23 protein-coding genes are annotated in these 26,133 nt (G+C 72.9%); 15 read left to right on the top strand and 8 right to left on the bottom strand.

Features of this window, described 5'->3' with window-relative positions; genetic code table 11:
• Positions 1 to 298 precede the first annotated feature (298 nt).
• A complete protein-coding gene (locus ACX9MN_RS24920) occupies positions 299 to 1,027 on the top strand; it encodes a ParA family protein (protein ID WP_056524449.1) in 729 nt (242 codons plus the stop codon).
• Between the two features lie 16 nt (positions 1,028 to 1,043).
• Here the strand turns inward: ACX9MN_RS24920 and ACX9MN_RS24915 are convergent, their stop codons facing one another.
• The gene (locus tag ACX9MN_RS24915; RefSeq protein WP_042672005.1) at positions 1,044 to 2,429 is read right to left on the bottom strand and encodes a M20/M25/M40 family metallo-hydrolase; all 1,386 of its coding nucleotides are present in this window, start codon (positions 2,427 to 2,429) and stop codon (positions 1,044 to 1,046) included.
• A 273-nt stretch (positions 2,430 to 2,702) separates the two neighbouring features.
• Between ACX9MN_RS24915 and ACX9MN_RS24910 the strand changes: the two genes are divergently transcribed.
• The 5 genes from ACX9MN_RS24910 to ACX9MN_RS24890 all read left to right on the top strand — a co-directional run bounded on the left by ACX9MN_RS24910 (position 2,703) and on the right by ACX9MN_RS24890 (position 7,367).
• On the top strand, positions 2,703 to 3,227 hold the full coding sequence (locus ACX9MN_RS24910) for a (2Fe-2S)-binding protein (RefSeq protein ID WP_026604649.1): 525 nt from the start codon (positions 2,703 to 2,705) through the stop codon (positions 3,225 to 3,227).
• Complete coding sequence (locus ACX9MN_RS24905; protein ID WP_489725725.1) at positions 3,224 to 4,231, top strand: FAD binding domain-containing protein; 1,008 nt, start codon at positions 3,224 to 3,226, stop codon at positions 4,229 to 4,231. Before ACX9MN_RS24910 ends, ACX9MN_RS24905 begins: the two co-directional genes overlap by 4 nt.
• An 8-nt stretch (positions 4,232 to 4,239) precedes the next feature.
• Positions 4,240 to 6,492: a xanthine dehydrogenase family protein molybdopterin-binding subunit gene (locus ACX9MN_RS24900; RefSeq protein WP_489725724.1), complete on the top strand. Its 2,253-nt coding sequence runs from the start codon at positions 4,240 to 4,242 to the stop codon at positions 6,490 to 6,492.
• A 206-nt stretch (positions 6,493 to 6,698) separates the two neighbouring features.
• Complete coding sequence (locus tag ACX9MN_RS24895; RefSeq protein ID WP_091675525.1) at positions 6,699 to 7,136, top strand: EamA family transporter; 438 nt, start codon at positions 6,699 to 6,701, stop codon at positions 7,134 to 7,136.
• A 75-nt stretch (positions 7,137 to 7,211) separates the two neighbouring features.
• Positions 7,212 to 7,367 (top strand): hypothetical protein, encoded by a 156-nt coding sequence (locus tag ACX9MN_RS24890; protein ID WP_020091329.1) that lies wholly within the window; start codon positions 7,212 to 7,214, stop codon positions 7,365 to 7,367.
• Between the two features lie 25 nt (positions 7,368 to 7,392).
• On the opposite strand, the gene ACX9MN_RS24885 is transcribed toward ACX9MN_RS24890, so the two are convergent.
• From ACX9MN_RS24885 to ACX9MN_RS24875, 3 genes are all read right to left on the bottom strand, one after another.
• A complete protein-coding gene (locus ACX9MN_RS24885; protein WP_447700540.1) occupies positions 7,393 to 8,073 on the bottom strand; it encodes a glutathione S-transferase family protein in 681 nt (226 codons plus the stop codon).
• 73 nt (positions 8,074 to 8,146) lie between these two features.
• Positions 8,147 to 9,631, bottom strand: a complete 1,485-nt coding sequence (locus ACX9MN_RS24880; RefSeq protein WP_091927864.1) for a M48 family metalloprotease — start codon at positions 9,629 to 9,631, stop codon at positions 8,147 to 8,149.
• 5 nt (positions 9,632 to 9,636) lie between these two features.
• Positions 9,637 to 10,521: a thermonuclease family protein gene (locus ACX9MN_RS24875; RefSeq protein ID WP_489725723.1), complete on the bottom strand. Its 885-nt coding sequence runs from the start codon at positions 10,519 to 10,521 to the stop codon at positions 9,637 to 9,639.
• A 574-nt stretch (positions 10,522 to 11,095) separates the two neighbouring features.
• Between ACX9MN_RS24875 and ACX9MN_RS24870 the strand changes: the two genes are divergently transcribed.
• The 4 genes from ACX9MN_RS24870 (at position 11,096) to ACX9MN_RS24855 (ending at position 15,800) form a co-directional block, all read left to right on the top strand.
• Positions 11,096 to 11,503, top strand: coding sequence for a helix-turn-helix domain-containing protein (locus ACX9MN_RS24870; protein ID WP_012321411.1), 408 nt, complete (start codon positions 11,096 to 11,098; stop codon positions 11,501 to 11,503).
• Between the two features lie 177 nt (positions 11,504 to 11,680).
• Positions 11,681 to 12,859 (top strand): methionine adenosyltransferase, encoded by a 1,179-nt coding sequence (gene metK / locus ACX9MN_RS24865; protein ID WP_020091324.1) that lies wholly within the window; start codon positions 11,681 to 11,683, stop codon positions 12,857 to 12,859.
• 315 nt (positions 12,860 to 13,174) lie between these two features.
• The gene (gene trmB, locus ACX9MN_RS24860) at positions 13,175 to 13,912 is read left to right on the top strand and encodes a tRNA (guanine(46)-N(7))-methyltransferase TrmB (protein ID WP_091675531.1); all 738 of its coding nucleotides are present in this window, start codon (positions 13,175 to 13,177) and stop codon (positions 13,910 to 13,912) included.
• Between the two features lie 172 nt (positions 13,913 to 14,084).
• On the top strand, positions 14,085 to 15,800 hold the full coding sequence (locus tag ACX9MN_RS24855; RefSeq protein ID WP_489725722.1) for a sensor histidine kinase: 1,716 nt from the start codon (positions 14,085 to 14,087) through the stop codon (positions 15,798 to 15,800).
• A gap of 25 nt (positions 15,801 to 15,825) precedes the next feature.
• Here the strand turns inward: ACX9MN_RS24855 and ACX9MN_RS24850 are convergent, their stop codons facing one another.
• A complete protein-coding gene (locus ACX9MN_RS24850; protein ID WP_489725721.1) occupies positions 15,826 to 16,680 on the bottom strand; it encodes a hypothetical protein in 855 nt (284 codons plus the stop codon).
• Between the two features lie 299 nt (positions 16,681 to 16,979).
• Here ACX9MN_RS24850 and ACX9MN_RS24845 point away from each other — a divergent pair, with 299 nt between their 5' ends.
• From ACX9MN_RS24845 to ACX9MN_RS24830, 4 genes are all read left to right on the top strand, one after another.
• Positions 16,980 to 17,579 carry a superoxide dismutase gene (locus tag ACX9MN_RS24845; protein WP_020091320.1) on the top strand — a complete coding sequence of 200 codons (600 nt, stop codon included), beginning with the start codon at positions 16,980 to 16,982 and terminating at the stop codon, positions 17,577 to 17,579.
• A 200-nt stretch (positions 17,580 to 17,779) separates the two neighbouring features.
• Positions 17,780 to 19,306 carry a murein biosynthesis integral membrane protein MurJ gene (murJ, locus tag ACX9MN_RS24840; protein WP_489725720.1) on the top strand — a complete coding sequence of 509 codons (1,527 nt, stop codon included), beginning with the start codon at positions 17,780 to 17,782 and terminating at the stop codon, positions 19,304 to 19,306.
• A gap of 71 nt (positions 19,307 to 19,377) precedes the next feature.
• A complete protein-coding gene (locus ACX9MN_RS24835) occupies positions 19,378 to 20,055 on the top strand; it encodes a haloacid dehalogenase type II (protein ID WP_020091318.1) in 678 nt (225 codons plus the stop codon).
• Positions 20,056 to 20,314: 259 nt separating this feature from the next.
• Positions 20,315 to 20,668: a hypothetical protein gene (locus ACX9MN_RS24830; protein ID WP_489725719.1), complete on the top strand. Its 354-nt coding sequence runs from the start codon at positions 20,315 to 20,317 to the stop codon at positions 20,666 to 20,668.
• Positions 20,669 to 20,722: 54 nt separating this feature from the next.
• Here ACX9MN_RS24830 and ACX9MN_RS24825 read toward each other — a convergent pair whose 3' ends face one another.
• The 3 genes from ACX9MN_RS24825 to tlpA all read right to left on the bottom strand — a co-directional run bounded on the left by ACX9MN_RS24825 (position 20,723) and on the right by tlpA (position 24,556).
• Positions 20,723 to 22,480, bottom strand: a complete 1,758-nt coding sequence (locus ACX9MN_RS24825) for a carbamoyltransferase family protein (RefSeq protein ID WP_489726356.1) — start codon at positions 22,478 to 22,480, stop codon at positions 20,723 to 20,725.
• A gap of 177 nt (positions 22,481 to 22,657) precedes the next feature.
• Positions 22,658 to 23,860, bottom strand: a complete 1,203-nt coding sequence (nhaA, locus tag ACX9MN_RS24820; protein WP_489725718.1) for a Na+/H+ antiporter NhaA — start codon at positions 23,858 to 23,860, stop codon at positions 22,658 to 22,660.
• Between the two features lie 54 nt (positions 23,861 to 23,914).
• Positions 23,915 to 24,556, bottom strand: a complete 642-nt coding sequence (gene tlpA / locus ACX9MN_RS24815; RefSeq protein WP_489725717.1) for a thiol:disulfide interchange protein TlpA — start codon at positions 24,554 to 24,556, stop codon at positions 23,915 to 23,917.
• Between the two features lie 42 nt (positions 24,557 to 24,598).
• On the opposite strand from tlpA, the gene argH reads away from it, so the two are divergent.
• A complete protein-coding gene (argH, locus tag ACX9MN_RS24810; protein ID WP_489725716.1) occupies positions 24,599 to 25,978 on the top strand; it encodes an argininosuccinate lyase in 1,380 nt (459 codons plus the stop codon).
• Positions 25,979 to 26,133 lie beyond the last annotated feature (155 nt).

Here is a 26,133-nt window from a genome sequence, read left to right as displayed (position 1 = left end):
GTCGCGGAGCTTGTCGGGGCGAGGGTCTTGGCGCGCCGCTCAACCTGTGGGGATGCCGGCCCAACGCGCGGGCCCGGCGCGCGATCCCGCGATGCGGTATCGCGGCGGCCTCGCGGCGGAATTCCGGGACCGGTCCGCGGGCCCGGTGATCGAAAGCGCCCCGGGGCGGTCCACAGGTGCCGGGGCGCGACGCTGGCTCCGGCCCACGCCGTCACGCTAAGCACGGTCGTGCCGGGCGTTCGATTCGGCGCCGCCCGGGCCGCGGCCCGGCTGGCAGATGTGGAGAGGTGGGACACGCATGGATCCCGAAGGATCCGAACCGGCGCCGGAGACCGCGCCCCGGCCCGCCGCCGGGCCGCTGCGGGTCCTCGCCCTGGCGGTGCAGAAGGGCGGGACGGGCAAGACCACCCTGGCGGCCTCCCTGGCGGTCGCCGCCGCGGAAGCGGGCGAGCAGGTGACCGCCCTCGATCTCGACCCGCAGAGCTCGCTGGCCGGCTGGGGGGCCCTGCGCAAGGCCGACGGCAGGAGCGACCGCGCGCGCGACGCCGTCGCGGTCGACCGGGTCCAGCCCTGGGAGATGGGCCAGCTCTCGGAGATCCTCGGCATCCTCGCCGAGCAGGGCACGACCCTCGCCGTCCTCGACACCGCCGGCAGCGCGTCCGGCCTCGCCCCGGCCCTGAAGGACGCCGATTTCGTCCTGATGCCGGTCCGCCCCTCCCGGCTCGACATCGTGGCCGCCCGGCCGACGCTCCAGGCGCTGGTCGGACTCGGCCTGCGGGAGCGGCTGGCCCTGGTGCTGAACCAGTGCCCGCCGCCGCCCTCGCCGCGCACCAGCGCCTACGCGGCGCAGCTGCGCGCCCTGGGCGTCCTGGCCGAGCCCGGGATCATCCACCGGGTCGACCACCAGGACGCTCTGGCGACCGGGCTCGGCGTCACGGAATTCGCCCCCGGCAGCCAGGCCGCCGAGGAGGTCCGGGCGCTCTGGGCCTGGGTCGACGGGAAGATGCGGGCGGCGCCCGCCCGCTGAGATCGGCCTTCCGGGATCAGCCCTGGCCGAGGGCCGCGAGGATCCGCGCCCAGGAGCGCGTGCCCTTGTGGAAGCTCGTCAGGTCGTACTTCTCGTTCGGCGAGTGGATTCGGTCGTCGTCGAGGCCGAAGCCGATCAGCAGGGTGTCGCGCCCCAGGATCCGCTTGAAGTCGCCGACGATCGGGATCGAGCCGCCCGCGCCCACGGTCACCGCCGGCACGCCCCACTCGTCCTGCAGCGCCGCCTTGGCGGCGCCGAGCTGCGGCATGTCGAAGGGCAGGCTGATCGCCCGCGAGCCCTTGTAGGTGATGACCTCGACCTGGCAGTCGGCCGGCACCCGCGCGCGCACGAAGGCCTCGAAGCTCTCGGCGAGCCGCTTCGGGTCCTGGTCGTCCACGAGGCGGAACGAGACCTTGGCGGAGGCGGTGGAGGCGATCACCGTCTTGGTGCCCTCGCCCGTATAGCCGCCGATGATGCCGTTGGCGTCGCAGGAGGGGCGGGACTGCACCAGCTCGATCGGCATCCGCCCGCGCTCGCCCGCGGGCTCCTTGAGGCCGATCGGCCCGAGCAGCGTCTCCGGCGTCAGGCCGAGGCCGCGCCACTGCTCCAGCACCTCCGGCGGGCGCTCGTGCACGCCCTCGTAGAAGCCCGGGATCGTCACGCGCCCGTCCGCGTCGTGCAGGTCGGCGATGATCTTCGACAGAACGTGGATCGGGTTGCGCGCCGCGCCGCCGAAGAAGCCGGAATGCAGGTCGCGGTCGGCGCAGGTGACCTTCACCTCGAAATAGGCGAGCCCGCGCAGCGACGACGTGATGGCCGGGGTCTTCCGGTCCCACATGCCGGTGTCGCAGACCAGCACCACGTCGCAGCCGAGTCTCTCGCGGTTGGCCGCGACCCATTCGGGCAGCCCCTGCGAGCCGCTCTCCTCGGCGCCCTCGATCAGGATCGTGACACCGCAAGGCAACTCGCCGTGCATGGCGATATAGGCCCGGCATGCCTCCACGAAGGTCATCACCTGACCCTTGTCGTCGGAGGCGCCGCGCCCGACGATCGTCTTGCCGCCCTGGCCGTCGTCAGCGATGTGCGGCTCGAAGGGCGGCGTCTTCCACAGGTCGAGGGGATCGACCGGCTGCACGTCGTAATGGCCGTAGAACAGGACGTGCGGCGCGCCCGGCTTCGGCCGGTGGGCCAGGACCACCGGGTGGAGCGAGGTCTCCTCCACCGAGGTCTCGAAGCCCAGCGCGGTCAGGTCCTGGGCGAGCCAGGCGGCGGCCTCGCGGCAATGCCCGGCATAGGCGGGATCGGTGGAGATCGACGGGATCCGCAGGAAGGCGAACAGCCGCTCCAGGGCGTTCTCCAGGTCCGTGTCGATGTCGTTGAGGATCGCGTCGAGCGCGGCCATCGGTGGCTCCGGGGTGCGGCGTGGACTCTGCGGGAAGGAGGGTTAGCCGAGGCGGGGTGGGGCCGGCAATGTCGGACGGTGCGGCGGCCGATATGCGCGCCGCAGGCGCGCCACCCTCGCTCACGGGTTGAGACGGCGCGCTCCGGAACAGGCGCAGATTGGAATGGTTATCGACCGGAAGCCCAGGCCGCGGCCCGCGCGTCGCTGCCGGTCGCTGCCCCGGACCGATCCGCTCCCGCCCGGCCCCGGCCGGCCCAGACCGTGGACGACATCATGCGCCTCGAGACCCAGCCGCCGGTGTCGGCGGACACGCCGATCGGCATCACGCTGACGATCAACGGGCAGCGGCGCGAACTGCAGGTCGCGCCGTGGACCACGCTCCTCGACCTCCTGCGCGAGCGGCTCGACCTCACCGGCACCAAGAAGGGCTGCGACCACGGCCAGTGCGGGGCCTGCACGGTGCTGGTGAACGGCACCCGGGTGAATTCCTGCCTGACCCTGGCGGTGATGAAGGACGGGGCCGAGATCACCACGGTCGAGGGGCTGGCCGCCCTCGGCGACCGGGCGGGCAGCAACGCCCTCCACCCGATCCAGGAGGCATTCATCGAGCACGACGCCTTCCAGTGCGGCTACTGCACGCCGGGCCAGCTCTGCTCGTCGGTCGGCCTGATGAACGAGGGCCACGCCCACACCCGGGACGAGATCCGCGAGGCGATGAGCGGCAATATCTGCCGCTGCGGCGCCTACACCAACATCGTCGACGCCATCGAGGACGTCATGCAGGGAGGCGCCCGATGAACCGCTTCGACTACGTCCGCGCCGGCACGGTGGCGGAGGCGGTGCAGGCCTTCGGGGCCGGGGCCCGCTTCATCGCCGGCGGCACCAACCTGATCGACCTGATGAAGTACGAGGTCGAGAAGCCGGGCCGGCTGATCGACATCACCCGCCTGCCCCTCGACCGGATCGAGGACAGCGGGGACGGCCTGCGGATCGGGGCGCTCGTGACCAACGCCAAGGCGGCCTACGACGATCGGGTCGCGGCCCGGTACCCGCTCCTGCGCAACGCCATCCTGGCCGGCGCCTCGGCGCAGCTGCGCAACGCCGCCTCCACGGGCGGCAACCTGCTCCAGCGGACCCGCTGCTACTATTTCTACGACGTGGCCACGCCCTGCAACAAGCGCGCGCCCGGCTCCGGCTGCCCGGCGATCGGCGGGATGAACCGCATCCACGCGATCTTCGGGACGAGCGCGCACTGCATCGCCACCCACCCCTCCGACATGTGCATCGCGCTGGCCGCCCTGGAGGCGACCGTGCGGGTGAGCGGGCCGCAGGGCGACCGGTCGATCCCGTTCTCCGAGTTCCACCGCCTGCCGGGGGACTCGCCCGAGCGGGACACGAACCTCGCCCCGGGCGAGATCATCGTGTCGGTCGACCTGCCGGAGAGCCGCTTCCCGCAGCACTACACCTACCTGAAGCTGCGCGACCGCCTGTCCTACGCCTTCGCGCTGGTCTCGGTGGCGGCGGCCCTGGAGCTCGACGGGGACACGGTGAAGACCGCGCGGCTGGCGCTCGGCGGCGTCGCCCACAAGCCCTGGCGCAACCGCGCGGCCGAGGCCCTGCTGGAGGGCCGGCCCGCGACCCGCGAGAGCTTCCAGGCGGCGGCCGACCTGATCGTCGCGGAGGCCAAGCCCCAGTCGGAGAACGGCTTCAAGATCGATCTCGCCCGGCGCGCCATCGTGCGCGGCCTCGAGCAGGCCGCCGCCGGCACGCCCCAGTCGCTCAGCGACAAGCGCATCCAGTAGGTTCTGCCATGACCCAGACCTTCAGCTCCACCGGCCGCGACACCTTCGTCGGCAGCCCGCGCAGCCGCATCGACGGGCCCGCCAAGGTCACCGGGCTCGCCAAGTACGCGGGCGAGTTCGCCGCGCCCGACCTCGCCTACGGCGTGGTCGTGTCGAGCTCGATCGCCAAGGGCCGGATCACCGCCATCGACGCCGCCGAGGCCGAGGCGGTACCGGGCGTCCTCAAGGTCCTCACCCACGAGAACCGGCCGCGCACCGCGTGGCGGGACAAGAACTTCCAGGACCAGGTGGCGCCCCCCGGCTCGCCGTTCCGCGCCCTCTACGACGACCTGATCGTGTTCAGCGGCCAGCCGGTCGCCCTGGTGGTGGCGGAGGATTTCGAGACCGCGCGCTACGCCGCGTCCCTCGTCCGCGTGAGCTACGCGATGGAGGAGCCCGGGACCGACCTGGAAGCCCTGCGCGGCACCGCCTACGACCCGCCCTACAAGCGCACGGGCATCAAGCCGCCGCCGGAGCCCTGGGGCGACGCCGACAAGGCCTTCGGCAGCGCGCCGGTCCGCGTCCAGGGTGCCTACAGCCTCGCCGACGAGCACCACAACCCGATGGAGCCGCACGCCTCCACGGTGGTGGTCGAGCAGGACGGCACCTACACGGTCTACGACAAGATCCAGGGCGTCTCGAACAGCCACCAGTATCTCACCAACGTCTTCGGCCTGAAGCCCGATCAGGTCCGGGTGCTCAACCCCTATCTCGGCGGCGGCTTCGGCTCGGGCCTGCGCCCGCAGTACCAGCTGTTCCTGGCGATGCTGGCCGCCCAGGAGCTGAAGCGCTCCGTGCGCGTGACCCTGACCCGCGACCAGCTGTGGAGCTTCACCTACCGGTCGGAGGCGCTGCAGACGATCGCGCTCGGCGCCGAGCCAGACGGGAGGCTGACGGCCCTGCGCCACGACGCCGTCCAGGGCACCTCGCAGTACGAGGATTACCAGGAGGTCGTCGTCAACTGGTCGGGCGTCCTTTACCGGTGCGACAACGTCGCCCTCGGCTACCGCTTGGTGAAGCTCGACACGCCGACGCCCGGCGACATGCGCGCGCCCGGCGCGGTGACCGGCGTCTTCGCCATCGAGACCGCGATGGACGAACTCGCCTACGCGACCGGGCTCGACCCGATCGAGCTGCGGCTGAAGAACTACGCCGAGTCCGACGCCACCGCCGAGGGCAAGCCCTTCGGCTCGAAGGAGCTGAAGAGCTGCTTCCGGCAGGGGGCCGAGCGGTTCGGCTGGGCGAAGCGCAGCCCTGAGCCCCGCTCCATGCGCGAGGGCCGGGAGCTGGTCGGCTGGGGCGTGGCCACCGGCATCTGGGAATCGATGATGATGCAGTCGAGCGCCATCGCGACCCTGACGCCGGACGGCCGCCTGACGGTCGGCAACTCCACCGGCGACATCGGCACCGGCACCTACACGATCCTGACGCAGATCGCGGCCGACACGCTGGGCCTGCCGATGGACGCGGTCACCACCAAGCTCGGCGACACCCGCCTGCCGGAGGCCCCGGTCGCCGGCGGCTCGTGGACGGCCGCCTCCTCGGGTACCGCCGTGATGAAGGCCTGCCGCAACGTCGGCGCGCAGGTGTTCAAGCTCGCCCGCGCCATGGAGAACTCGCCGCTGGCCAACGTCGACTTCGATCGCGCCGTGTTCGCGGACGGCCGCATCGCGGTCGCGGGCGATCCGGGTCGCAGCGTGTCGCTCGTCGAGGTGCTCCAGGCGGCGGGCGTCGACAAGGTCGAGGCCGTCGAGGAGGCCGGGCCCGACAAGGACTTCAACCAGAAATACGAGGCCTACACCCACTCGGCGATCTTCGCCGAGGTGAAGGTCGACGAGGAGCTGGGTCAGGTCCGGGTCACCCGCATCGTCTCGGCGATCGCGGCCGGCAAGGTGCTGAACCCGAAGACGGCGCGCAGCCAGATCCTCGGCGGCGTGGTGATGGGGACCGGCTCGGCGCTCGAGGAGGAGTCGATGCTCGACCACCGCATCGGCCGGTTCATGAACCACAATCTCGGCGAGTACCACGTGCCGGTCCACGCCGACATCTACGACATCGACGTGATCTTCGTGGAGGAGGAGGACAAGGCGAACCCGCTGGGCGTGAAGGGGCTCGGCGAGATCGGCATCGTCGGCACCGCGGCCGCCATCGCCAACGCGGTCTTCCACGCCACCGGCAGGCGGGTGCGCGACCTGCCGATCACCGTCGACAAGCTCCTGTGAACAGCGGATGTTTCACGGGAAACATTGACGGTTCGGCAAGGAGTCGCGCGCGTGTCACGCTGGGCCGCGTCGTCAGCGCGAGCGCAGCGAAGCGACCCAGGGCGGCGCGACATCGTCGAGCGTGGCGCTGCCTGGGTTGCTTCGCTGCGCTCGCAAGGACGAGGATGCGTCCGGGCCCTGCGAATAGGGACGGCGTGGAAATTTCCGTGAGCCCCCTGCTGGAATCCTGGCGCTTCTGGGCGCTCGCCGCGGCCGGCTTCGCGGCGCTGACCGCGATCCTCGCCAAGGTCGGGGTCGCGGGCGTGCCGTCGGACGTCGCGACCTTCGTGCGCACCGCGGTGATCCTGGTCTTCGCCGGCGCGATCGTGGTCGCCTCCGGGCAGGCCGGCGGCCTCGCGCAGATCTCCGGTCGGAGCCTCGTCTTCCTCGTCCTGTCGGGGCTCGCCACCGGGGCGTCGTGGCTCTGCTACTTCCGCGCGCTGTCGCTGGGCGACGCTGCCCGGGTCGCGCCGATCGACAAGCTCAGCGTCGTGCTGGTGGCGATCCTTGGCGCCACCCTGCTCGGCGAGACCCTCAGCCTCGCCGCCTGGGCCGGCGTCGCGCTGATCGCGGCGGGCGCGGCCCTCGTCGCCTCCGGACTGTGAGATCGTGCGCGCTGGCGCACCGATCCCTTAACGCGATGCGCGCATCCTGCGGTTGCCTCGCGAAAGGGGACCGTCATGGAATGGGTTTATCGCGGCTTCGAGACCTCGATGCTCGGTCTCGCTCTCTGTCTCGGACTCGGCGCCTGCCTCACGCTCGGCACCGCGCGCGTGCCGGCCGGAACGCTCTCCGTCACCCTGCCGATGCTCACGGTGACCGCCCCCGCGCCCTGAGGCGCGGGACCGGTCCGGCGGGGCGTCAGGCGGCGCCCTTCACGGCGCGGAACATGAAGCCCCGCGCCTCGGCGTCCATCTCTGCCTTGAAGGCGTGGCGGCCCTTCAGCGCCTCGGCGGCCTGGGCGGCCGGCCGCGCATTGAGCGCGTCGAGGTGGCGCTTGACGTTGGGCAGGTCCCCGAAGGCGCCCTCGCCGAGGACGAAGGGCACCATCCGGGCCCAGCCCCAGACCGCCATGTCGACGATCGTGTAGGTGTCGCCCAGCACGTAGGGGCGGTCGGCGAGGCGCTGGTCCAGGATGCCCCAGTGCCGGCGCGCCTCGAAGGCGTAGCGCTCGGTGGCGTAGGCGCCCCCGTCCTGCGCGAAGTGGCGGAAATGCACGCACTGGCCGGAGAACGGCCCGATACCGGTCGCCACGAACATCAGCCAGGACAGCATCTCGCCGCGGACCGGCTCGCCCTCCGGCAGGAACCGGCCGGTCTTGCCCGCCAGGTACATCAGGATCGCGTTCGAATCGAACACGGTGACGTCGCCGTCGACGATCGCCGGCACCTTCCCGTTCGGATTGACGGCCGTGTAGGCCGGATCGAACTGCTCGCCCCTGCGGGTGTCGACCGGCACCGGCTCGTAGGGCAGCCCCATCTCCTCGAGGCAGAGGGCGACCTTCATGGGGTTGGGGCTGAGATTGTAGAAGAATCGAATCACGGCGCTCTCCCTGAACGACCCGGGCAGGATGTCCGGGCCCCGCGCCCGCACAAGGCGCGGCCGCGCAGGGCGGCTATTCCGCGACGATCTTGTAGCCGCGTCCCGGCACCAGCGCGGCGCCCCGCTCCAGCCCGTTGAGGACGAGGAACCGGTCGAGCGCCCGGTCGGGCACCGCCATGCGGCGGGCGAGGTCCTCGGCGCTGGTCGAGGTCGCCTGGACCACCTGCAGCCGCAGGGGGCGCAGGACCGCCTCGTCGGGCGACACGGCGACGAGGGTCGCGGTCCAGCGGCGGAAGGCCGGGTCGGGATCGGTGGCGCCCTTGGCGGCCATGATCATCCGGTAGGTCGAGTCGCCGATCCGGATGGCCGCGAGGCGGAAGGTCCACTCCTTCCCCCGCGACAGCGCGAAGGCCGCAGGGTGGCCCGCGACGTCCCGGGTCTCGAAGCCGGCCGGGTCGAGGGCGTCGTTCCAGCTCGCCTTGAGCACCGCCTCGAGGGGCTGGCCGTCCTTGGCCTCGATCTGGTCGAACAGCAGGCGCCGGGCGCCGTCCGGGGTGGTCCCGAGCACTGCCGAGCGGGTGTTCTCCAGGGTGAAGCCCTCCGGCACCTCGAAGGCGATGCCGAGGCCGGGATGGATGAAGCGGTGCCCGCGCACCGCGCCGTCGCGCGGGTTGTCGCCGTAGGCGAGCCCGTCCACCGCCGCGAGGTAGGCGGCGCGGTCGTCGGTGCCGATGCCCGGCGCGCCGATGCGGCGGGCCGCGCGGGTCACCTGGGTGATGCGCTCGGCCGTGCCCGGATGGGTCGCCAGCATGTCGGGCGCGGCGGCGCTGCCGGCCTTCAGCCCCGTGGAGCGGTTGAGCGCGGCGAGGAAGCGCCCGGCCGCGAACGGGTCGTAGCCGGCCTTGGCCAGGGTGCGCACGCCGGTGGCGTCCGCCTCCAGCTCCTGCTCGCGGGAGAACCGGGCGAGGGCGAAGCGCGACTGGCTCTGCAACTGCGCGCCGGTATCGGGGTCGTTCAGCACGTCGGCCACGACGCGGCTGACGAGCGCCGAGCGCAGCTCGAGCTCGCTGCGGGCCGTGGCGTGGTTGAGGGTCACGTGGGCCATCTCGTGCGCCAGCACGGCGGCCACCTCGGAGGTGTCGCTCGCCAGGGCGACGAGGCCGCGGGTGACGTAGAGCCGCCCGTTCGGCAGCGCGAAGGCGTTGACCACCGGCGAGTCGAGGAGCGTCACCGTGTAGGCCTGGTCGGGCCGGTCGCTGGCCTTCACGAGGCGGTCGGTCACCTCGGTCAGCATCCGCGTGACGTTGGGGGCCCGGGCCTCGCCCCCGAAGGAGGCCACGAGCTTGAGGTGGTCGGCATCGGCGGCGCGCTCGCGGCCGGTGGTGCGCGGCGCCTCCGCGGGAACCCGCACCACGGCCGGCCGCACGGTCGCCTCGGTCTGGTCGGCCACGCAGGCGCCGAGCAGCAGGGCGAGGCCGCCCAACGCCGCCGCGCCGAGGGTGCGCCGCCCCGCCGCGCGGGTCCGCCCCGCGCCGATGTGCCCCGTGATCCCGCCCATCGCGATCAGCGCCGCAATCCTCGTTCCCCCTCCGGATCGGCCTCCGGCCGGTCCGTCTCCTCGAGCGTCTCGAGCCCGTCGAGGGCGACCTCCAGGGTCGGGCCGCGCCGGACCTCCAGGAGGCCGCGCACACGCACGCGCCGGCCCTCGAGCGAGGCCGCACTCAAACCACGGGCGCGCACCATTCGCCAAGTGCGTTTCGATACTGTCACCGTGAGGCCGTCCGTGCCGCGGGCCGCGAAATCGAGATAGGTGCGCGCGCCGCGCTCGCCGACATGGCGGATTCGGCCCTCCGCGACGACGAAATGTCCGGCCTTCGCCCGGAGCGCCGGACCGTCCTGCGCCGCCGGGAGCGCGACGCCCCAGAGACCGAGCCCGCGCGCGCGGGCGGCCGCCTCCACGAGGCGCAGGCCGGGCCGGCAGAGCGAATCGGCCTCGTTCGCGTCCGCGTATGCCAGCCCGGCCCCGATGAGGCCGCCCGCCAGATCCGCGCCCGCCAGATGCGCGCTCTCCGCGATGTCGCCCTCCGCGACCAGGAGGTCGGCCCGCGCGCGGTCCCACCGGTCGGGCTGCCCGCGGGGAACCACCGTGACCCGGGCGCCCCGCCGGGCCTCGAGCCAGGCCCGCGCGGCGGACGCGGCCTCCGGCGTGTCCGGCCAGCGCAGCGAGTCTAGCACCGCGCGGAGGCCCGAGACCATACGGATCTCCCCGCGGGGCCCGATTTCCGCCACCACCTCGTCGCGCGCCGGCCCGGTCGCGCACGCCGACGGCCCGGCGCGCGACGCGACGCGTGCCGGACAGGGCACCGCCGCGGCGAGCGCCGCCGCCATCAAGGTCGCCATCGAGGTCGCCAGCGGGCGTCCCCGCACGACCGCCGCGCCCCCGCGCATCGGTTCCCCCCGCGATCGCGGGCTCCGGCACCGCGCCGCCCCACCGGTCGCGGTTGGCCTCGGCCGGCGAGAATGCTATGGAGCGCCGGTCGTCTCCGTAGCTCAGCTGGACAGAGCACAGGTTTCCTAGAAGGTTCAATTGGGCGTCGCGCCGGGAAACCGCGCGACGGATCCGCTCAAAGTCGGGGAAAGCTTCCGGCATCGACGCGCCGCCGTCCGATGCTCTGCCGATCCCGAGCCAAGCCCGCGCGGCGCCCCGGCGTTCTGCGGGAAGGTGTAGAGACTAGACGGGCGGCACCTACCGGTTGGATGCAGTCCAGCCCACGGTGAAGGGATAGTCCAGGCCACGAACGCGGACCTTCGGGGCGCGGCGGCGAAAGCCGAAGTGGTATGAAACCTGGGGTCGCAGGTTCGAGCCCTGCCGGGGACACCAAGTTGTCTATTCTTGCAGATCTCCCGGCCGCAGAGCCGTGAGCAAATCGTCCACCACGTCGAACGCCTGCCGGTGACAAGTACCGAGGGGCGCGCTAAGCTTTGCCGCCAGGATTCATGGCAGGGGGTGGACGAGCACTTCATGGCGGGCCAGAAGACCGATCAGCGCGACGTCTATGTCGGGCAACGCATCGCCGAGCAGCGCCGCAAGGCATCGCTCACACAGCGCCGCGTCGCGCAGAGCTTCGGTATGTCTGCAGCTCAGCTCCAGAAGTACGAGAAGGGAACCAACCGGATCAGCGCCGTCCATCTCGACATCTTCTCGCGCATGACCGGCGTGCCGATGGATTACTTCTTCAAAGGGATGCCCCGGAACGATGACTTCATCGCGCCGGGCTTCAGCGAGCGCGAGCAGTCGACTCTGTCGGAAGCCGGGCTGAAGGGGCTGGCGGAAGTCGTCGGCCGCCACATCACCGAGAACTTCTCCGAGGAGGCGCGCCGCGACGTGGCCGACGCCATCCGGGCCCTCGAGAGCAAGCTCGGCGGCTGAGGGCAGGGGCGGGCCCCGGGGCGTCGCGCGATCGTTTTTCCGGTCGCTTCGTCCGGTATAGCGGATCCGTTCGTTCCTCCATCTTGACCGGCCCCCGGCCGGGTGCGAGAACCCCGGCCCCATGAAGGGTCAAACGCCGCGATCGCGACGGCGTACCTCTGCAGCCGAGGCCGTCCGATGCCGCGTTCCAACTACCTGTTCACCAGCGAGTCCGTGTCCGAGGGACACCCCGACAAGGTCTGCGACAGGATCTCGGACACCGTGGTCGACGCCTACCTCGCGGCGATGCCGGAGGCGCGGCTCGGCGTCGAGACACTCGCCACGACCAACCGCATCGTCATCGCCGGCGAGGTGCGCGGACCCGATTCGGTGACCTTCAAGGACCTCGAGGCTCTGACCCGCGAGGCCGTGAAGGACATCGGCTACGAGCAGTCCGGCTTCCACTGGAAGAACAACGACGTCGCGATCCACCTGCACGCCCAGTCGGCCGACATCGCCCAGGGCGTGGACGCGGCCGGCAACAAGGACGAGGGCGCGGGCGACCAGGGCATCATGTTCGGCTACGCCGCCGACGAGACGCCCGAGCTGATGCCGGCGCCGATCTTCTACGCCCACAAGATCCTCAAGGACCTCGCCGACGCCCGCAAGGCGAAGCAGGGCGACGCCGCCAAGCTCGGCCCCGACGCCAAGAGCCAGGTCACGGTCCGCTACGAGAACGGCCGCCCGGTCGAGGTGACCCAGATCGTGCTGTCGACCCAGCACCTCGACGAGTCCCTCGATTCCGCGGACGTCCGCGCCATCGTCGAGCCCTACATCCTGAAGGCGCTGCCGCAGGGCTGGGTCAACGAGGGCACGGTCTGGCACGTGAACCCGACCGGCAAGTTCGTGATCGGCGGCCCGGACGGCGACGCCGGCCTCACCGGCCGCAAGATCATCGTCGACACCTACGGCGGCGCGGCCCCGCACGGCGGCGGCGCGTTCTCCGGCAAGGACCCGACGAAGGTCGACCGCTCGGCGGCCTACGCAGCGCGCTACCTCGCCAAGAACGTGGTGGCCGCGGGCCTCGCCAGCCGCGCCACGATCCAGCTCGCCTACGCCATCGGCGTGTCGAAGCCGCTCTCGATCTACGTGGACCTGCACGGCACCGGCACGGTCGACGAGGCCAAGCTCGAGGCCGTGCTGATGGACGCCATGGACCTGTCGCCCCGCGGCATCCGCACGGCGCTCAGCCTGAACAAGCCGATCTACGCGCGCACCTCGGCCTACGGCCATTTCGGCCGCGCCCCCGAGGCCGACGGCGGCTTCTCGTGGGAGCGCACCGACCTCGCCGGCAAGCTGAAGTCGGCGCTGGCCTGAGGGCGGCTTCCGCTCGGCCCCGGGCCGACGCGCGGGCCGGAGATCGGCGGCGCGCCGGGGTGACGTGAATGCGGTGCGGGCGGTGCTTTGAGCGCCGCCCGGTCCCGGATGCTCCGCGGCCCCGCGGCCCGCGTTCCCGATCGGGCGCTGGCGGCGCGGTGCGTTCGGCGCTGCGGCGACCGCGCGGGTGCCGCGCCACCCGATCGTGCCGCGTCGCGGCGTGCCGGGCGCGGTGTCCCGGACGGCATCCCACCGACGCGCCCCGTCTCCGGTCGTGACCCGGGACGCGTCCCATCTCCGAGGTAGACTGAGCCGGTGGACACCGACGCCCCTGGACGCTCCGACCACCCGGTCGAGGAGCCGGAGCGCGCCTTCTTCGGGCGCCGCAAGGGCAAGCGCCTGCGCGGGCAGCAGGAGCGCCGGCTCGCCGAGCTGCTGCCGAGCCTGCGGGTCGACCTGCCGCCGGGCGACGCGATCCTCGATCCGCGCGCGCTGTTCCCCGCCATGCCGGCGCCGCCGGAGGCGCTGTGGCTGGAGATCGGCTTCGGCGGCGGCGAGCACCTCGCCGCCCAGGCGGCCGCGCATCCGGCCGTCGGCATCATCGGCGCCGAGCCCTTCGTCAACGGCGTGGTCAAGCTGCTGGCGGCGATCGAGGCGCGTGCGCTGCGCAACGTCCGCATCCGCGACGAGGACGTGACCGCCCTGCTGGCGCGCCTGCCGGATGCCTGCCTCGACCGGGTCTACCTGCTCTATCCCGATCCCTGGCCCAAGCGGCGGCAGCGCAAGCGCCGGTTCGTCTCCGACGCGTCGCTCGCCGAGATCGGCCGGGTCCTGAAGGACGGCGGCCTGTTCCGCTTCGCCAGCGACATCGACGACTATGCCGGCTGGACGCTCGTCCGGGCCGCGCGGTGCCCGGTCCTCGCCTGGACGGCGCGGGACGCGCGGGACTGGACGCGGCCGTTCCCGGGCTGGCCCGGCACGCGCTACGAGGCCAAGGCGCTGGCAGCGGGCCGCCGGCCCACCTATCTGGAATTCGCCCGCCACCCCCGCTGAGAGCCCCCGCGGTCGGGTCGCGCGGGTGCCCGGTCGCCGCAGGCGGAGCGGAACGCCTTGCCACAGTCACGCTCGGGCGCCATCCTCAGGGTCCGCCGCGGTCCGTGATCGTGGCGGGAGGGGGCTCATCTCCGGCGGGAGCGCGCCACGGCGCGTTCGAGGATTCTTCCGAGTGAATGAGAGGGTGGGTCAGGACCCGGCGGCGGAGGACCCGTTGCGCGCCGGCTTCGACGAGGCCGCGATCGGCCTCGCCGTGCTGTCGGTGGACGAGGCGGGGATCGTCGCCGCCAACCGGGCCTTGCACGATCTCGCCGGCTGGCCGCCCGGCACCCTGCCCGGGCGCGCGGCCGCCGAACTCCTGGGCGAGGGGCCGGAGGGGCTCCGGGACGGTCTCCAGGTCTGGCGCCGGGCGGATGGCACGCCCCTCGACGTGCGGGTCCGGCGCGCGGGCCGGACCCTGGCGGTCGAGACGGTCGACGTGGACGCGGCGGCCCATTCCGAGGCGAACCGCGAGGCCCTCGCGGCCGCCGGACTCGGGGAATGGCGCTGGGACCGCGCGACCGGCCTCCTCACCCTGTCGCGCCGCGCCGCCCGCATCCTCGGGCGCCCGCCGGGCCGTTCCGTCTCGTGGGAGGAGCTGAAGACCGGCCTGTCGCCGGCGGAGCTCGCGCGCCTGAGCGCGCTGATCGCCGAGGCCGACGGGACCGACGAGCCCTACCAGTTCGACACGGCCACGACGGTGGCCGGGCGGACCGTGATCCTGCGGGTGCGGGGGCAGGCCGTGCCGGGCCCCGACGGCGCGCCGATCGGCATGGTCGGCGTCCTCCAGGACATCACCACGCGGGTCGAGGCCCGGGACGAGATCCTGTCCCGCGACCAGCGCCTGCGGGTCGCCACCACGGTCGCCCGGCTCGGCATCTTCGAGTGGCACATGCTCGAGGACCAGGCGATCTGGGAGAACGAGCACATGTACGAGATCTTCGGGCACGCGCCCGAGGACGGGACGATCGGCAAGACCGAGTTTCTCAACGACATCCTCCACCCGGACGACCGCCCCGCGGTCCGGCGGGCGATCTCCAAGGCGCTGCGGGAGGACGGGGACCTGCACATCAGCGGCCGGATCCGCCGGAAGTCCGACGGCGTGTGGCGCACCATCGACATGGCCGGCCGGTTCGAGCGCGACGCCCCCGGCCGCCTGCCGCGCCGCCTGATCGGCGTCGTCGCGGACGTGACCGACCGTCGGGTCGCGGAGGAGCGCCAGAGCCTGCTGATCCGCGAGCTGCACCACCGGGTGAAGAACACACTGGCGACCGTCCAGGCCATCGTGGGCTCCACCGCGCGGACGGCGTCCAGCATCGAGAGCTTCTACGAGGCCTTCGTCGGGCGGATCAAATCCCTGGCGCACACGCACTCGGTGCTCACCGAGGACACGTGGCAGACGGCGTCGATCGCCAATCTGCTGCGCAACGAGCTGAAGCCCTACGCGGAGGTGGCCCCGGACGGCGCCGCCGAGGGGCGCATCAGCCTCGACGGGCCGGCGATCGACCTGCCCTCCGAGATCGCGGTGCCGATCGGCATGGCGATCCACGAGCTCACCACCAACGCGGCGAAGTACGGGGCCCTGTCGAACCGCACCGGCCGGGTGGCGGTGGAATGGTCCCTGGAGCCCGGCGGCCCGGCCGGGATCCTGCGGTTCTCGTGGCGCGAGACCGGCGGGCCGCCGGTCGCGCCGCCGAGCCGCCAGGGCTTCGGCTCGCGCCTGCTGCAGCGCGTCCTGATCACCCAGGTCCAGGCCGAGGTGACCACCGACTACGCCCCCGGGGGCTTCTCCCTGACCATGCGGGCTCCGATCCCGCCGCGCAACGACAGCCTCAACCCGCTGGTGTGACGCCGCTGCCGCCCTCGGGGCGGGTTCAGGCCGCGCCGCGGGTCCCGGACTCGCCCCCGCCGTCCACGAAGGCCTTCAGCTCGTCGAGGGACGCGAAGGTGAAGCGACCCTGCGGCGTCTCCGCCTCGATCGAGCCGTCCTCGAACATCACGTAGGTGTTGCCGCCGGAGGCGTAGCGCCCCACCACGGTGCGCGGGGCGGCCGGTGGGGCCGGCTCCGGCTCGGGGGGCGTGTCGAGGCTCGGGCGCAGGGCCGGCGCCTCGTCCGCGGCTGCCTTCTCGGGCTCTTCCCGCAGCGGCGGCTCGGGGGCGGCGAACAGGTCGTCCTCGGGCGCGATCGCGCGCTCGGTCGGCGCGTCCGGCTCGGGGCGGCGGTCCACCTCCGGGACGAGGACGGGCGGGACCGCGTGCGCCGGCTCGGCCGGAACCGGCTTCGGCGCTTCGACCGCGCCGGGTTCCGAGAAGGGGGCACGGGCCTCGTCGGCCCGGAGCTCCAGGCTCGGCTCGATCCGGGGCCGCTCGGGATCGAAGGACGGCTCGACCACCGACGGCACGATGAAGGCGGGCGCCGCCGGCAGGACCGGCGGCAGCCGAGTCCGGCCCTCGTCGACGGGGGCCGGTGCCGATGCCAGTGCCGGCGCCGCGGCGGGGGCCGGCCGCGCGCCGGCCGCCGGGACGCGCCCGAGCGCGCGCTCCACCCGCCGGAAACCGAGCGCCACGACGCCGAGGCCGAGCAGCACCGCGCCCGACGAGGCCGCGACCGATCCCGCGATCACCATCGCGAGCCCGCTCTCCAGACGCACGTACGGGAAGCCCTGGATCACGGCGGCGCAGCCCCCGATGATCATGGCGGCGGCGAGCGCGAACAGCGCAGCGATCATGGTACTCTCTGACACGGGCCGGCTGACGGCCGGCGCTCAAGGCGTGCCGCACAGTAAGGCCTAGCCGTCATATTGCAAAACTCGGGACCGAGATGCGGGGGAAACCGGAATAGTCCGGATCTGCGCCGGCTATCTCCGGGCCGGCCGAGCCGCCGCGTGCCGGCGATCTGCGGAACTTCCCGCGCCGCCGTGGCGGAACGGCGTTGCCGTCCCGCGGCCACCGACTTACCTAGCGGGCTCTCGACTCGGGAGCCCCCGCCGGGGACGAGGCCGCCCCCTGCTTAGCGGAGATAGACGCGATGACCTTCACCCTGCCGGAACTGCCCTACGCCTACGACGCGCTGGGGCCGTACATGTCGAAGGAGACCCTCGAGTTCCACCACGACAAGCACCACAAGGCCTACGTCGACACGGGCAACAAGCTGCTTGAGGGCACGGATCTCCAGGGCAAGAGCGTCGAGGAGATCGTCAAGGCCGCCTACAACACGAATCAGCCGCTCTTCAACAACGCCGGCCAGCACTACAACCACATCCACTTCTGGCAGTGGATGAAGCCGAACGGTGGCGGCGCGATCCCGGGCGCGCTGGCCAAGAAGATCGACGAGGATCTCGGCGGCGCCGAGAAGTTCAAGGCGGACTTCATCCAGGCGGGCGTCGGCCAGTTCGGCTCGGGCTGGGCGTGGCTCGCCGTCAAGGACGGCAAGCTCGCGATCATGAAGACCCCGAACGGCGAGAACCCGCTGGTCCACGGCGCCAAGCCGATCCTCGGCGTCGACGTGTGGGAGCACTCCTACTACATCGACTACCGCAACCGCCGTCCCGACTACCTGAAGGCGTTCATCGAGAACCTGGTGAACTGGGAGCACGTGGAGAAGATGTACGCCGAGGCGACCCGCTGAGGCGTATCGCCGGTGCCGCGGATCCTGTGTCCGCGGCACCCTTGAGGTGGCGCACGAAACCGGCTCTTGATGCGCGCGACGCCGGCTGACCCGGTGCAGATGGGGCCGGCCATTTCCTCTCGATCGACACGCGCGACGCTTCGACCGTGCTCCCGCCCGCCCCCGTTGCGGGGGGAGGTGGTGGGCGAGCGCCCCAACCCATGATCCGCTCGATCTTGTCGGTCGGCGGCTGGACCCTGGTCTCCCGCGTCACCGGCTTCGCCCGCGACGTGGTCATGGCCGCCGTGATGGGCGCCGGGCCGCTGGCGGACGCCTTCGTGGTCGCCTTCCGGCTCCCGAACCATTTCCGCGCGATCTTCGGCGAGGGCGCGTTCAACACCGCCTTCGTGCCGGCCTATGCCGGGCTCGCGGAATCCGGCGTGCCCGGGGAAGCCCATCGCTTCGCCGACCGCGTCTTCACCCTGATGCTGATCGTGCAGCTCGTGCTGCTCAATCTCGCCCTGCCGGCCATGCCCTGGGTGGTCCACGCCCTGGCGCCGGGCTTCGCGGAGGACGGCGAGCGCTTCCAGCTCGCCGTGGCGCTGACCCGCATCACCTTCCCGTACCTGCTGTTCATGACGCTGGTGACGCTGCTGTCGGGCATCCTGAACGCCCACCGGCACTTCGCCGTGGCGGCGGGCGCCCCGGTCCTGCTCAACCTCGCCATGCTGGCGGCCCTGGGGTTGAGCTTCCTGTTCCCGAACGCGGCCTACGCCGCCGCCTGGGGCGTCGCGGTCTCGGGCGTGCTCCAGTTCGGGCTGCTGTGGTGGGGCTGCCGCCGCGTCCGCGTGATGCCGGACCTCGCGGTGCCGCGCCTCGATCCCGCGCTCAAGCGCTTCTTCGTCGTGCTCGGGCCCGCGGTGATCGGCTCGGCCGGCTTCCAGATCGCGGCCTTCGCCGACACGATCATCGCGAGCTGGCTGCCCACCGGGGCGGTCTCGGCGCTCTACTACGCCGACCGGCTCTACCAGCTGCCCTTCGGGGTCATCGCCATCGCGGCCGGCACCGTGCTGCTGCCCGAGATGAGCCGCCGGATCGCGGCCGGCGACGTCGCCGGCGCCCACGCGGCCCAGAACCGGGCCGCGGGCTTCTCCCTGGCCCTCTCGGCGCCGTTCACCGTGGCGTTCCTGACCATCCCGGGCCTGATCATGGCGGCCCTGTTCCAGCGCGGCGCCTTCAGCGCCGAGGACGCGGCGCGGGCGGCCTCGGTGCTGGCGGCCTACGGCCTCGCGCTGCCGGCCGTCGTGCTGGTGCGCAGCGCCGTGGCGAGCTTCTACGCCCGCCAGGACACGAAGACGCCGCTCTGGGCCTCCCTGACCGCGATCGGCGTCAACGTCGCCCTGAAGCTGTGGCTCACCGGCCCCTACGGCGTCACCGGCCTCGCGCTCGCCACCGCGGTCGCCCAGTGGGTGAACCTGCTGCTGCTGCTCGTCCTGGCCAAGCGTCGGGACTGGACGGCGCCGGGGCGCACGCTCGGCCTCACCGTCGCGGGGGTGGCGCTGGCCTGCCTGGGGCTCGCGGCGGTCGCCGTCTACGGGCAGGGGTTCGTCCAGGCGCTGGTGCCGGCCCTGCCGCACGGGCGCGACCTCGTCGTCCTGGCGGTGCTGGGGCTCGTCGGGGCCCTGGTCTACGGCGGCCTGCTGGCGGGCCTGCTGCACCTGTTCGGCCTGCGCCTGCGCCGGGCCTGAGTGACCCGGCCGGGCTCGCCGCCGCGCGGGTCCGGCCCCAGATCGGGCGAGAGCACCCAGTGAGGACCGCCATGACCGACGCACCGAATCCCCTCGCGGGCGTGAAGGCCGCGGTGTTCGACGCCTACGGAACGCTGTTCGACGTGAACGCCGCGGTCCAGCGCTACGCCGAGGCGGTGGGTCCGGACGCCGCCCACCTCTCCGAGGTCTGGCGCAACAAGCAGCTCGAGTACAGCTGGACCCTGTCGCTGATGGGCCAGTACGCCGCCTTCTGGGACCTCACCGTGCGGGCCCTCGACTACGCCCTGGCGGTCCACCCGAACGTCGATCCCGGCCTGCGCGAGCGGCTCCTCGACGCCTACCGGGACCTCGAGGCCTACCCGGAGGTCCCGGGCGTGCTGGCGGCCCTGCGCAAGCGCGGCATCCGCACCGCCGTCCTCACCAACGGCAACGCCGCCATGGTCGACCGGGCGGTCGCCTCCGCGGGGCTGGCCGACCACCTCGACGCGGTCCTCTCGGTGGACGACGCGCAGGTGTTCAAGACCCATCCCGACGCCTACCGGATCGCCCTGACCCGGCTGGCGGTGGGGCAGGGCGACGTGCTGTTCTGCTCGTCGAACCGCTGGGACGTGGCGGGGGCGGGGGCCTTCGGGTTCCGGACCGCCTGGGTCAACCGCAGGGGCCTGCCCGACGAGTACGCGGATCTGGCGCCCACGACGGTGGTGGGATCTCTCGACGGGCTGCTCTGAAGGGGGATCTGCGGCAGCCGCGTCCGGCGCGGGAAGTGCCCATTCCGTCCTTGCGAGCGCAGCGAAGCAATCCAGGGACACGGCTGCATCCGGGCAAAGCGCGCTGCCCTGGGTTGCTTCGCTGCGCGCGCGAGGACGGCAGCGCCTCGCCTCGGGCCGGAGCGACTGCGGGCCGCCTTATCCGGCACACAATTCAATTGGCCCACTTCGCGGATTCTTAATCCTCCCGGTGTTGGATCATCCTCAACACGAACGGGAGATGTTTCGCGTGTCCTTGAACGGTTCCTTCACGACGATCCGCGCTGGGGCCGCAGCCCTCGCGGTCACCCTGGTGCTCGGGGCGGTCGCCCCGGCCACCGCCCGCGACCAGACCGGCGCCATCGTCGGCGGCCTCGCGGCCGGCGTCGTCGGCGGCATGGTCGGCAGCGCCCTCGTCAACGGCGCGAACCCGCCGCCGCCGCCGCCGGAGTACCGCCCGCGCCGGGTCGTGGTCGAGGAGCCCGAGACCATCGTGGTGCGCGAGCGCCGCGGCCCGATCTGCCACTACGAGCGCCGCAAGGAGTGGCTCGGCGACGGCGAGTTCACCTACCGCCGCGTCGAGGTCTGCGAGTAAACCGCGTCCGCGGTTATCGGATCGGCGCCGCGTCCCCCGGGGGCGCGGCGCGTCTCATTTCACGACCAGCCAGTCCTCGACCACGAGGGCGTCGAGGCCGGTGGTGTAGAACATCAGGATCGCGTCCTCCGCGCCGTGGAGGATCGGCTTTCCCATCACGTTAAAGCTCGTGTTGAGCAGGATCGGCACGCCGGTGATCGCCGCGAAGGCGCCGATCAGGGCCGCGTAGGCCGGGTTGCGCGCCGCCGTGACGCTCTGGAGCCGGCCGGTGCCGTCTTCGTGCACCACCGCTGGTACCCGGGCGCGGACCGCCTCGCGCCAGACCAGGGTCCGCTCCATGTAGGGGCTGTCGGCGTAATCCTCGAACCAGTCCGGCCCGGCCTCCGCCAGGATCGACGGCGCGAACGGCCGGAACGCCTCCCGGTACTTCACCTTGGCGTTGAGCGCGTCCTTGGCGCCTTCCGGCCGCGGATCGGCCAGGATCGACCGGTTGCCGAGCGCCCGGGGCCCGAACTCCGCCCGGCCCTGCACCCAGCCGACGAGGCCGCCCTCGGCCAGGATCCGCGCCGCCGCGCGGGTCGCCTCCGCGTGGCCGACGCGCCGGGCCCGGGGCTCCTGCTCGGCGAGCCGCTCCATCGCGCCGGTCGGGACCCGCGATCCCAGATAGGGCGAGAGCGGGCGCTGCGCCGGCGGCGGCCCGGCCCAGTCCGGATGGTCCTCCGCGTAGGCGAGCCACGCCGCGCCGACCGCGTTGCCGTCGTCCGCCGGGGCCGAGGGGACGTGCAGCCGGGTGAAGCCGGACCGGCCGAGCACCCGGCCGTTGTAGGAGGAGTTCAGCCCGCAGCCGCCGGCGATCACGAGGTTCTCGGACGGCGCCAGCGCGTGGGCCTCCGCCACCAGCGCGTCCATGAGCGTCCCGAACAGGTCCTGGCCGCAGCGGGCGAGGTCGGGCCAGCCGTTCTCCAGGGCGTCGGCGGGGCGGCGGGCGCGGATCTCCGCGGCGACCGCCCGGATCGTCTCCGCGTCGGCGTAGCGCAGGCGGTGACCCTCGACCGTGCAGAGCCGGCCGAGCAGGGCGGCGAGGTCCGGGTCGGGCCGGCCGTAGGGGGCGAGCCCCATGATCTTCCACTCCTCGCCCTTCACCTGATCGAAGCCGGCGAGGTCGGTGATCAGCCCGTACAGGAAGCCCAGCGAGCCGCGCCCGCGGTGGCGGCGCAGCTCCGTGATCCGGCCGCCCTCCAGGCGGTAGATCGCCGCCGCACCGGTCTCGCCCATGCCGTCGACCACCAGGGCGGTGGCCGTCTCGAAGGGGCTGCCCCAGAGGCCGTAGGCGGCGTGGCACAGGTGGTGCGGGTAGCGCCGCTGCCCGGCGATCGTCGCCCGGGGCGCCGCGCCGCTGATCCGCGCCTCCTGGTTCAGGGCCAGCAGGGTGCCGTGGCCGGCCCGCTCCTGGGCGCCGTGGAGGTCGGCGATGAACACCCGCTCGGCCTGCTCGGGCACGAAGGAGCGGTTGAGCGCCGTGGTGTGGGTGGCGAGCGCCATCAGGTCGAAGGCCCCGGCACCGGCCTGGCCGCGCAGGAAGTCGGTGAATTGCGGGCCCCAGGTCGAGGCGACGACGAGTTCCGAGCCCGGCGGGACGTGCGCCTTCAGCAGCGCGGCCATCTGCGACGGGGCGTCCGGCTCGCAGTTCGGCGCGCGCTTGTACTGCAGGGCGCGCTCCGCCGCCTCGGCGAAGAGCAGGGTGCCGTCGGGCCCGACCAGGGCGAGGGCCGGGTCGTGGAAGGTGGTGGCGAGGCCGAGATAGAAGCGCATGCCCACGGGGGGTAGCGCATTTTCGCGCCGGACGGAGCCCGGCACGTGGAAGAGGTGCCGTCCTTGCGCCGCCGTCATTGCGAGCGGAGCGAAGCAATCTAGACGGCGCCACGCTTCCCGATGTTCCGCTGCACTGGGTTGCTTCGCTGCGCTCGCAATGACGAAGCGCGCCGCCCCCTAGTGTGGGGCGACGCGGCGCTTCGCGACGAGGAGGATCGCCGCGCCGGCGAGTCCCGACAGGGCCGAGCCCGCGAGCACGCCGAGCTTCACGGCGGTCTCGTGCTGCGGGTCCGGGAAGGCGAGGCCGCCGATGAACAGGCTCATGGTGAAGCCGATGCCGCACAGGACCGCGACCCCGTAGACCTGCCCCCAGCCGGCCCCGGCCGGGCGCTTGGCCCATCCCAGCGCCACGGCCAGCCGCAGGCTCGCGAACACGCCGGCCTGCTTGCCGAGGAACAGGCCCGCCGCGATGCCGAGCGTCACCGGCTGGAGCAGGGCCTCGGGGGTGAGGCCGGAGAGGTCGACGCCGGCATTGGCGAAGCCGAAGACCGGGACCACCCCGTAGGTGATCCAGGGGGCGAGGGCGTGCTCCAGCCGGTGCAGGGGCGAGTGCGCGTCCTCCGGCCGGCCCGGGCTGACCCGGATCGGGATCGTGAGCGCGAGCAGCACGCCCGCGATCGTCGCGTGGATCCCGGAGCGCAGCACGAGGACCCACAGCACCACGCCGAGGAGCCCGTAGGCCGGGAGCCACCCGATCCCCGCCCGGTTGAGGCCGTAGAGGGCGGCCAGCACCGCGGCGGCGAGCGCCAGCATGGTGAGGTCGAGGCCGGAGCTGTAGAACAGCGCGATCACCACCACGGCGCCGAGGTCGTCGACGATGGCGACCGCGCTGAGGAAGATCTTGAGGGAGACCGGCACCCGCGACCCGAGGAGCGCGAGGACGCCCAGCGCGAAGGCGATGTCGGTGGCGGCCGGGATCGCCCAGCCCCGCAGGGTGCCGGCCCCGAGATTGGTGAGCGCGTAGAATGCGGCCGGGACCGCCATGCCGCCGAGCGCGGCGAATCCCGGCAGGACCCGGTCGGGCCAGGTCCGCAGCCGCCCGTCGAGGGCCTCGCGCTTGATCTCCAGGCCGACCAGCAGGAAGAACCCGGCCATCAGGCCGTCGTTGATCCAGTGCTGCACGCTCATCGGGCCGAGTTCGGCGTGGAGGGCGTGCGCGTAGGTGTCCGCGAGCGGCCCGTTGGCGACGACCAGCGCCAGGGCCGCCGCCGCCATCAGGATCAGCCCGCCCGCCGCCTCGCCGGCGAGCAGCGTGCGGATGATCGAGAGGGGGCGGGGCCTCCGCCTCGGAGGGGCGCGGTCAGGTGCGGGCGAGGTCATCGCGACACGCCTTGCCGCGCATCGGAGACGCGCGCAACCGCCCGGCCGCGACCGTTACGACGTCCGCCCCAGGGCCGCGCGGATCAGCGCCAGCCCGTCCGCGCTCGACCACGCGGCCGGCCCCTTCATCACCCCGATCGTGCAGCCCTGCGCGTCGACCAGCATCGTGGTCGGCAGGCCGGGCGACTGCGTGTCGCGCTGGAGGATCGGCAGCACGCGGCCGCCGGGATCGGCGTAGAAGGCGAGGTCGTGGATGCCCGCCTGCTTCAGCCATTCCGACGGCTTCTCGAGGTTGCGCGTGTCGACGTTGATCGCGACGACCTGGAAATCGGGGCCGCCGAGCTGCGCCTGGAGCCGGTCGAGGGCCGGCATCTCGGCCTTGCAGGGCGCGCACCACGTCGCCCAGAGATTGACGAGGAGCAGCCGGCCCCTGAGGTCGGCGAGGCCGGTCTCGGCGCCGTCCGGCCCCTTGAACCGGATGTCCGGCGCGGGCCGGGCCTGCTGCGGGGCCTGCATGGCGGCGACCTCGCCCTTCGCGGCCGCATCGACCCGGGCGAGCGCCGGCTTGGCGGCGGCGCAGGGCTGAAGGGCGCCGCCCGTGTTGCCGGGCAGGAGACCGCTCCCGTATAGGGCGAGGCCGAGGACGGCGAGCGCGGCGACGCCCGCGCCGGCCAGGATGGGCGTGCGGCCGGGCATCAGGCTCGGGCCTCGGGACGGTCAGGGCGCGGAAGGATCGACATGAGCAACCGGATGTGGGGCGGCCGCTTCGCGAGCGGCCCGGCGGAGATCATGGAGGAGATCAACGCCTCCATCGGATTCGACAAGCGCCTCGCGCCCCAGGATATCCGCGGCTCGCTGGCGCATGTGGCGATGCTGGGCCAAGCCGGCATCCTGCCGGCGGAGGATGTGGCCGCGATCGAGGCCGGGCTCAAGTCCGTGCGCGACGAGATCGAGGGCGGCACCTTCGCGTTCAAGCGCGAGCTCGAGGACATCCACATGTCCGTGGAGAGCCGGCTCACCGAGATCGTCGGCCCGGCCGCCGGGCGCCTGCACACGGCGCGCTCGCGCAACGACCAGGTCGCCACCGACATGAAGCTCTGGGTGCGCGACACCCTCGATTCCCTCGACCAGCAGGCCGCCGACCTGCAGCGCGCCCTCAGCCAGGCGGCGCTGAAGCACGCCGGCACCGTGATGCCGGGCTTCACCCATCTCCAGTCGGCCCAGCCGGTGACCTTCGGCCACCACTGCCTCGCCTACGTCGAGATGCTGGCCCGCGACCGGGGCCGGTTCCGCGACGCCCGGGCGCGGCTCAACGAGTGCCCGCTCGGCGCCGCGGCGCTCGCCGGCACCTCCTTCCCGATCGACCGGCACGCCACGGCGGCGGCCCTCGGCTTCGACCGGCCGACCGCCAACTCCCTCGACTCGGTCGCCGACCGCGACTTCGCCCTGGAGGCGCTGGCGGCGGCCTCGATCTGCGCCGTGCACCTGTCGCGCTTCGCCGAGGAGCTGGTGGTCTGGACCTCGGCCCAGTTCAACTTCGTGCGGCTGTCGGACGGGTTCACGACCGGCTCGTCGATCATGCCGCAGAAGCGCAACCCCGACGCCGCCGAGCTGGTACGGGCCAAGAGCGGCCGGATCATCGGCGCGCTCACCGGCCTGCTCATCGTCATGAAGGGCCTGCCGCTCGCCTACTCGAAGGACATGCAGGAGGACAAGGAGGGCACCTTCGACGCCCTCCAGGCGCTGTCCCTGTGCCTCGCCGCCATGACCGGCATGGTGAAGGACCTGGAGCCCAACGCCGAAGTGCTCGGCCGCGCCGCCGGCTCCGGCTACGCCACCGCCACCGACCTCGCCGACTGGCTGGTGCGCGAGCTCGGGCTGCCGTTCCGTCAGGCGCACCACGTCACCGGCCGCCTCGTCGGCGCGGCCTCCGCCAAGGGCGTCGGCCTCGAAGAGCTGTCGCTACCCGAGATGCAGGAGGCGGAGCCGCGGATCACCGAGGCGGTCTACGCGGTGCTAGGCGTCCAGAATTCGGTGGCGAGCCGCACCAGCTACGGCGGCACCGCGCCCGACAACGTCCGGCGCCAGGCGCAGGCCTGGATCGAGCGGCTGGGCTGAGCCGTCGCGGCCGACGGCGACCGGCGCCGGCTGGCGCTTCGCGCCGCTAGCTCCTGAGGGTTGCCGGGGGGCTGCGGCCCGCCGCTCCGACCGTGGGGTGGCCTCCCGGTCGCCTCAGATCGGGGAATGGGCCCCCGCTCATCCACAGGACCGTT

Source organism: Methylobacterium sp. 1A, from assembly GCF_058072805.1.
Note: the sequence above shows the minus strand (reverse complement) of the source record. Positions and strands in the feature narration are given on the sequence as shown.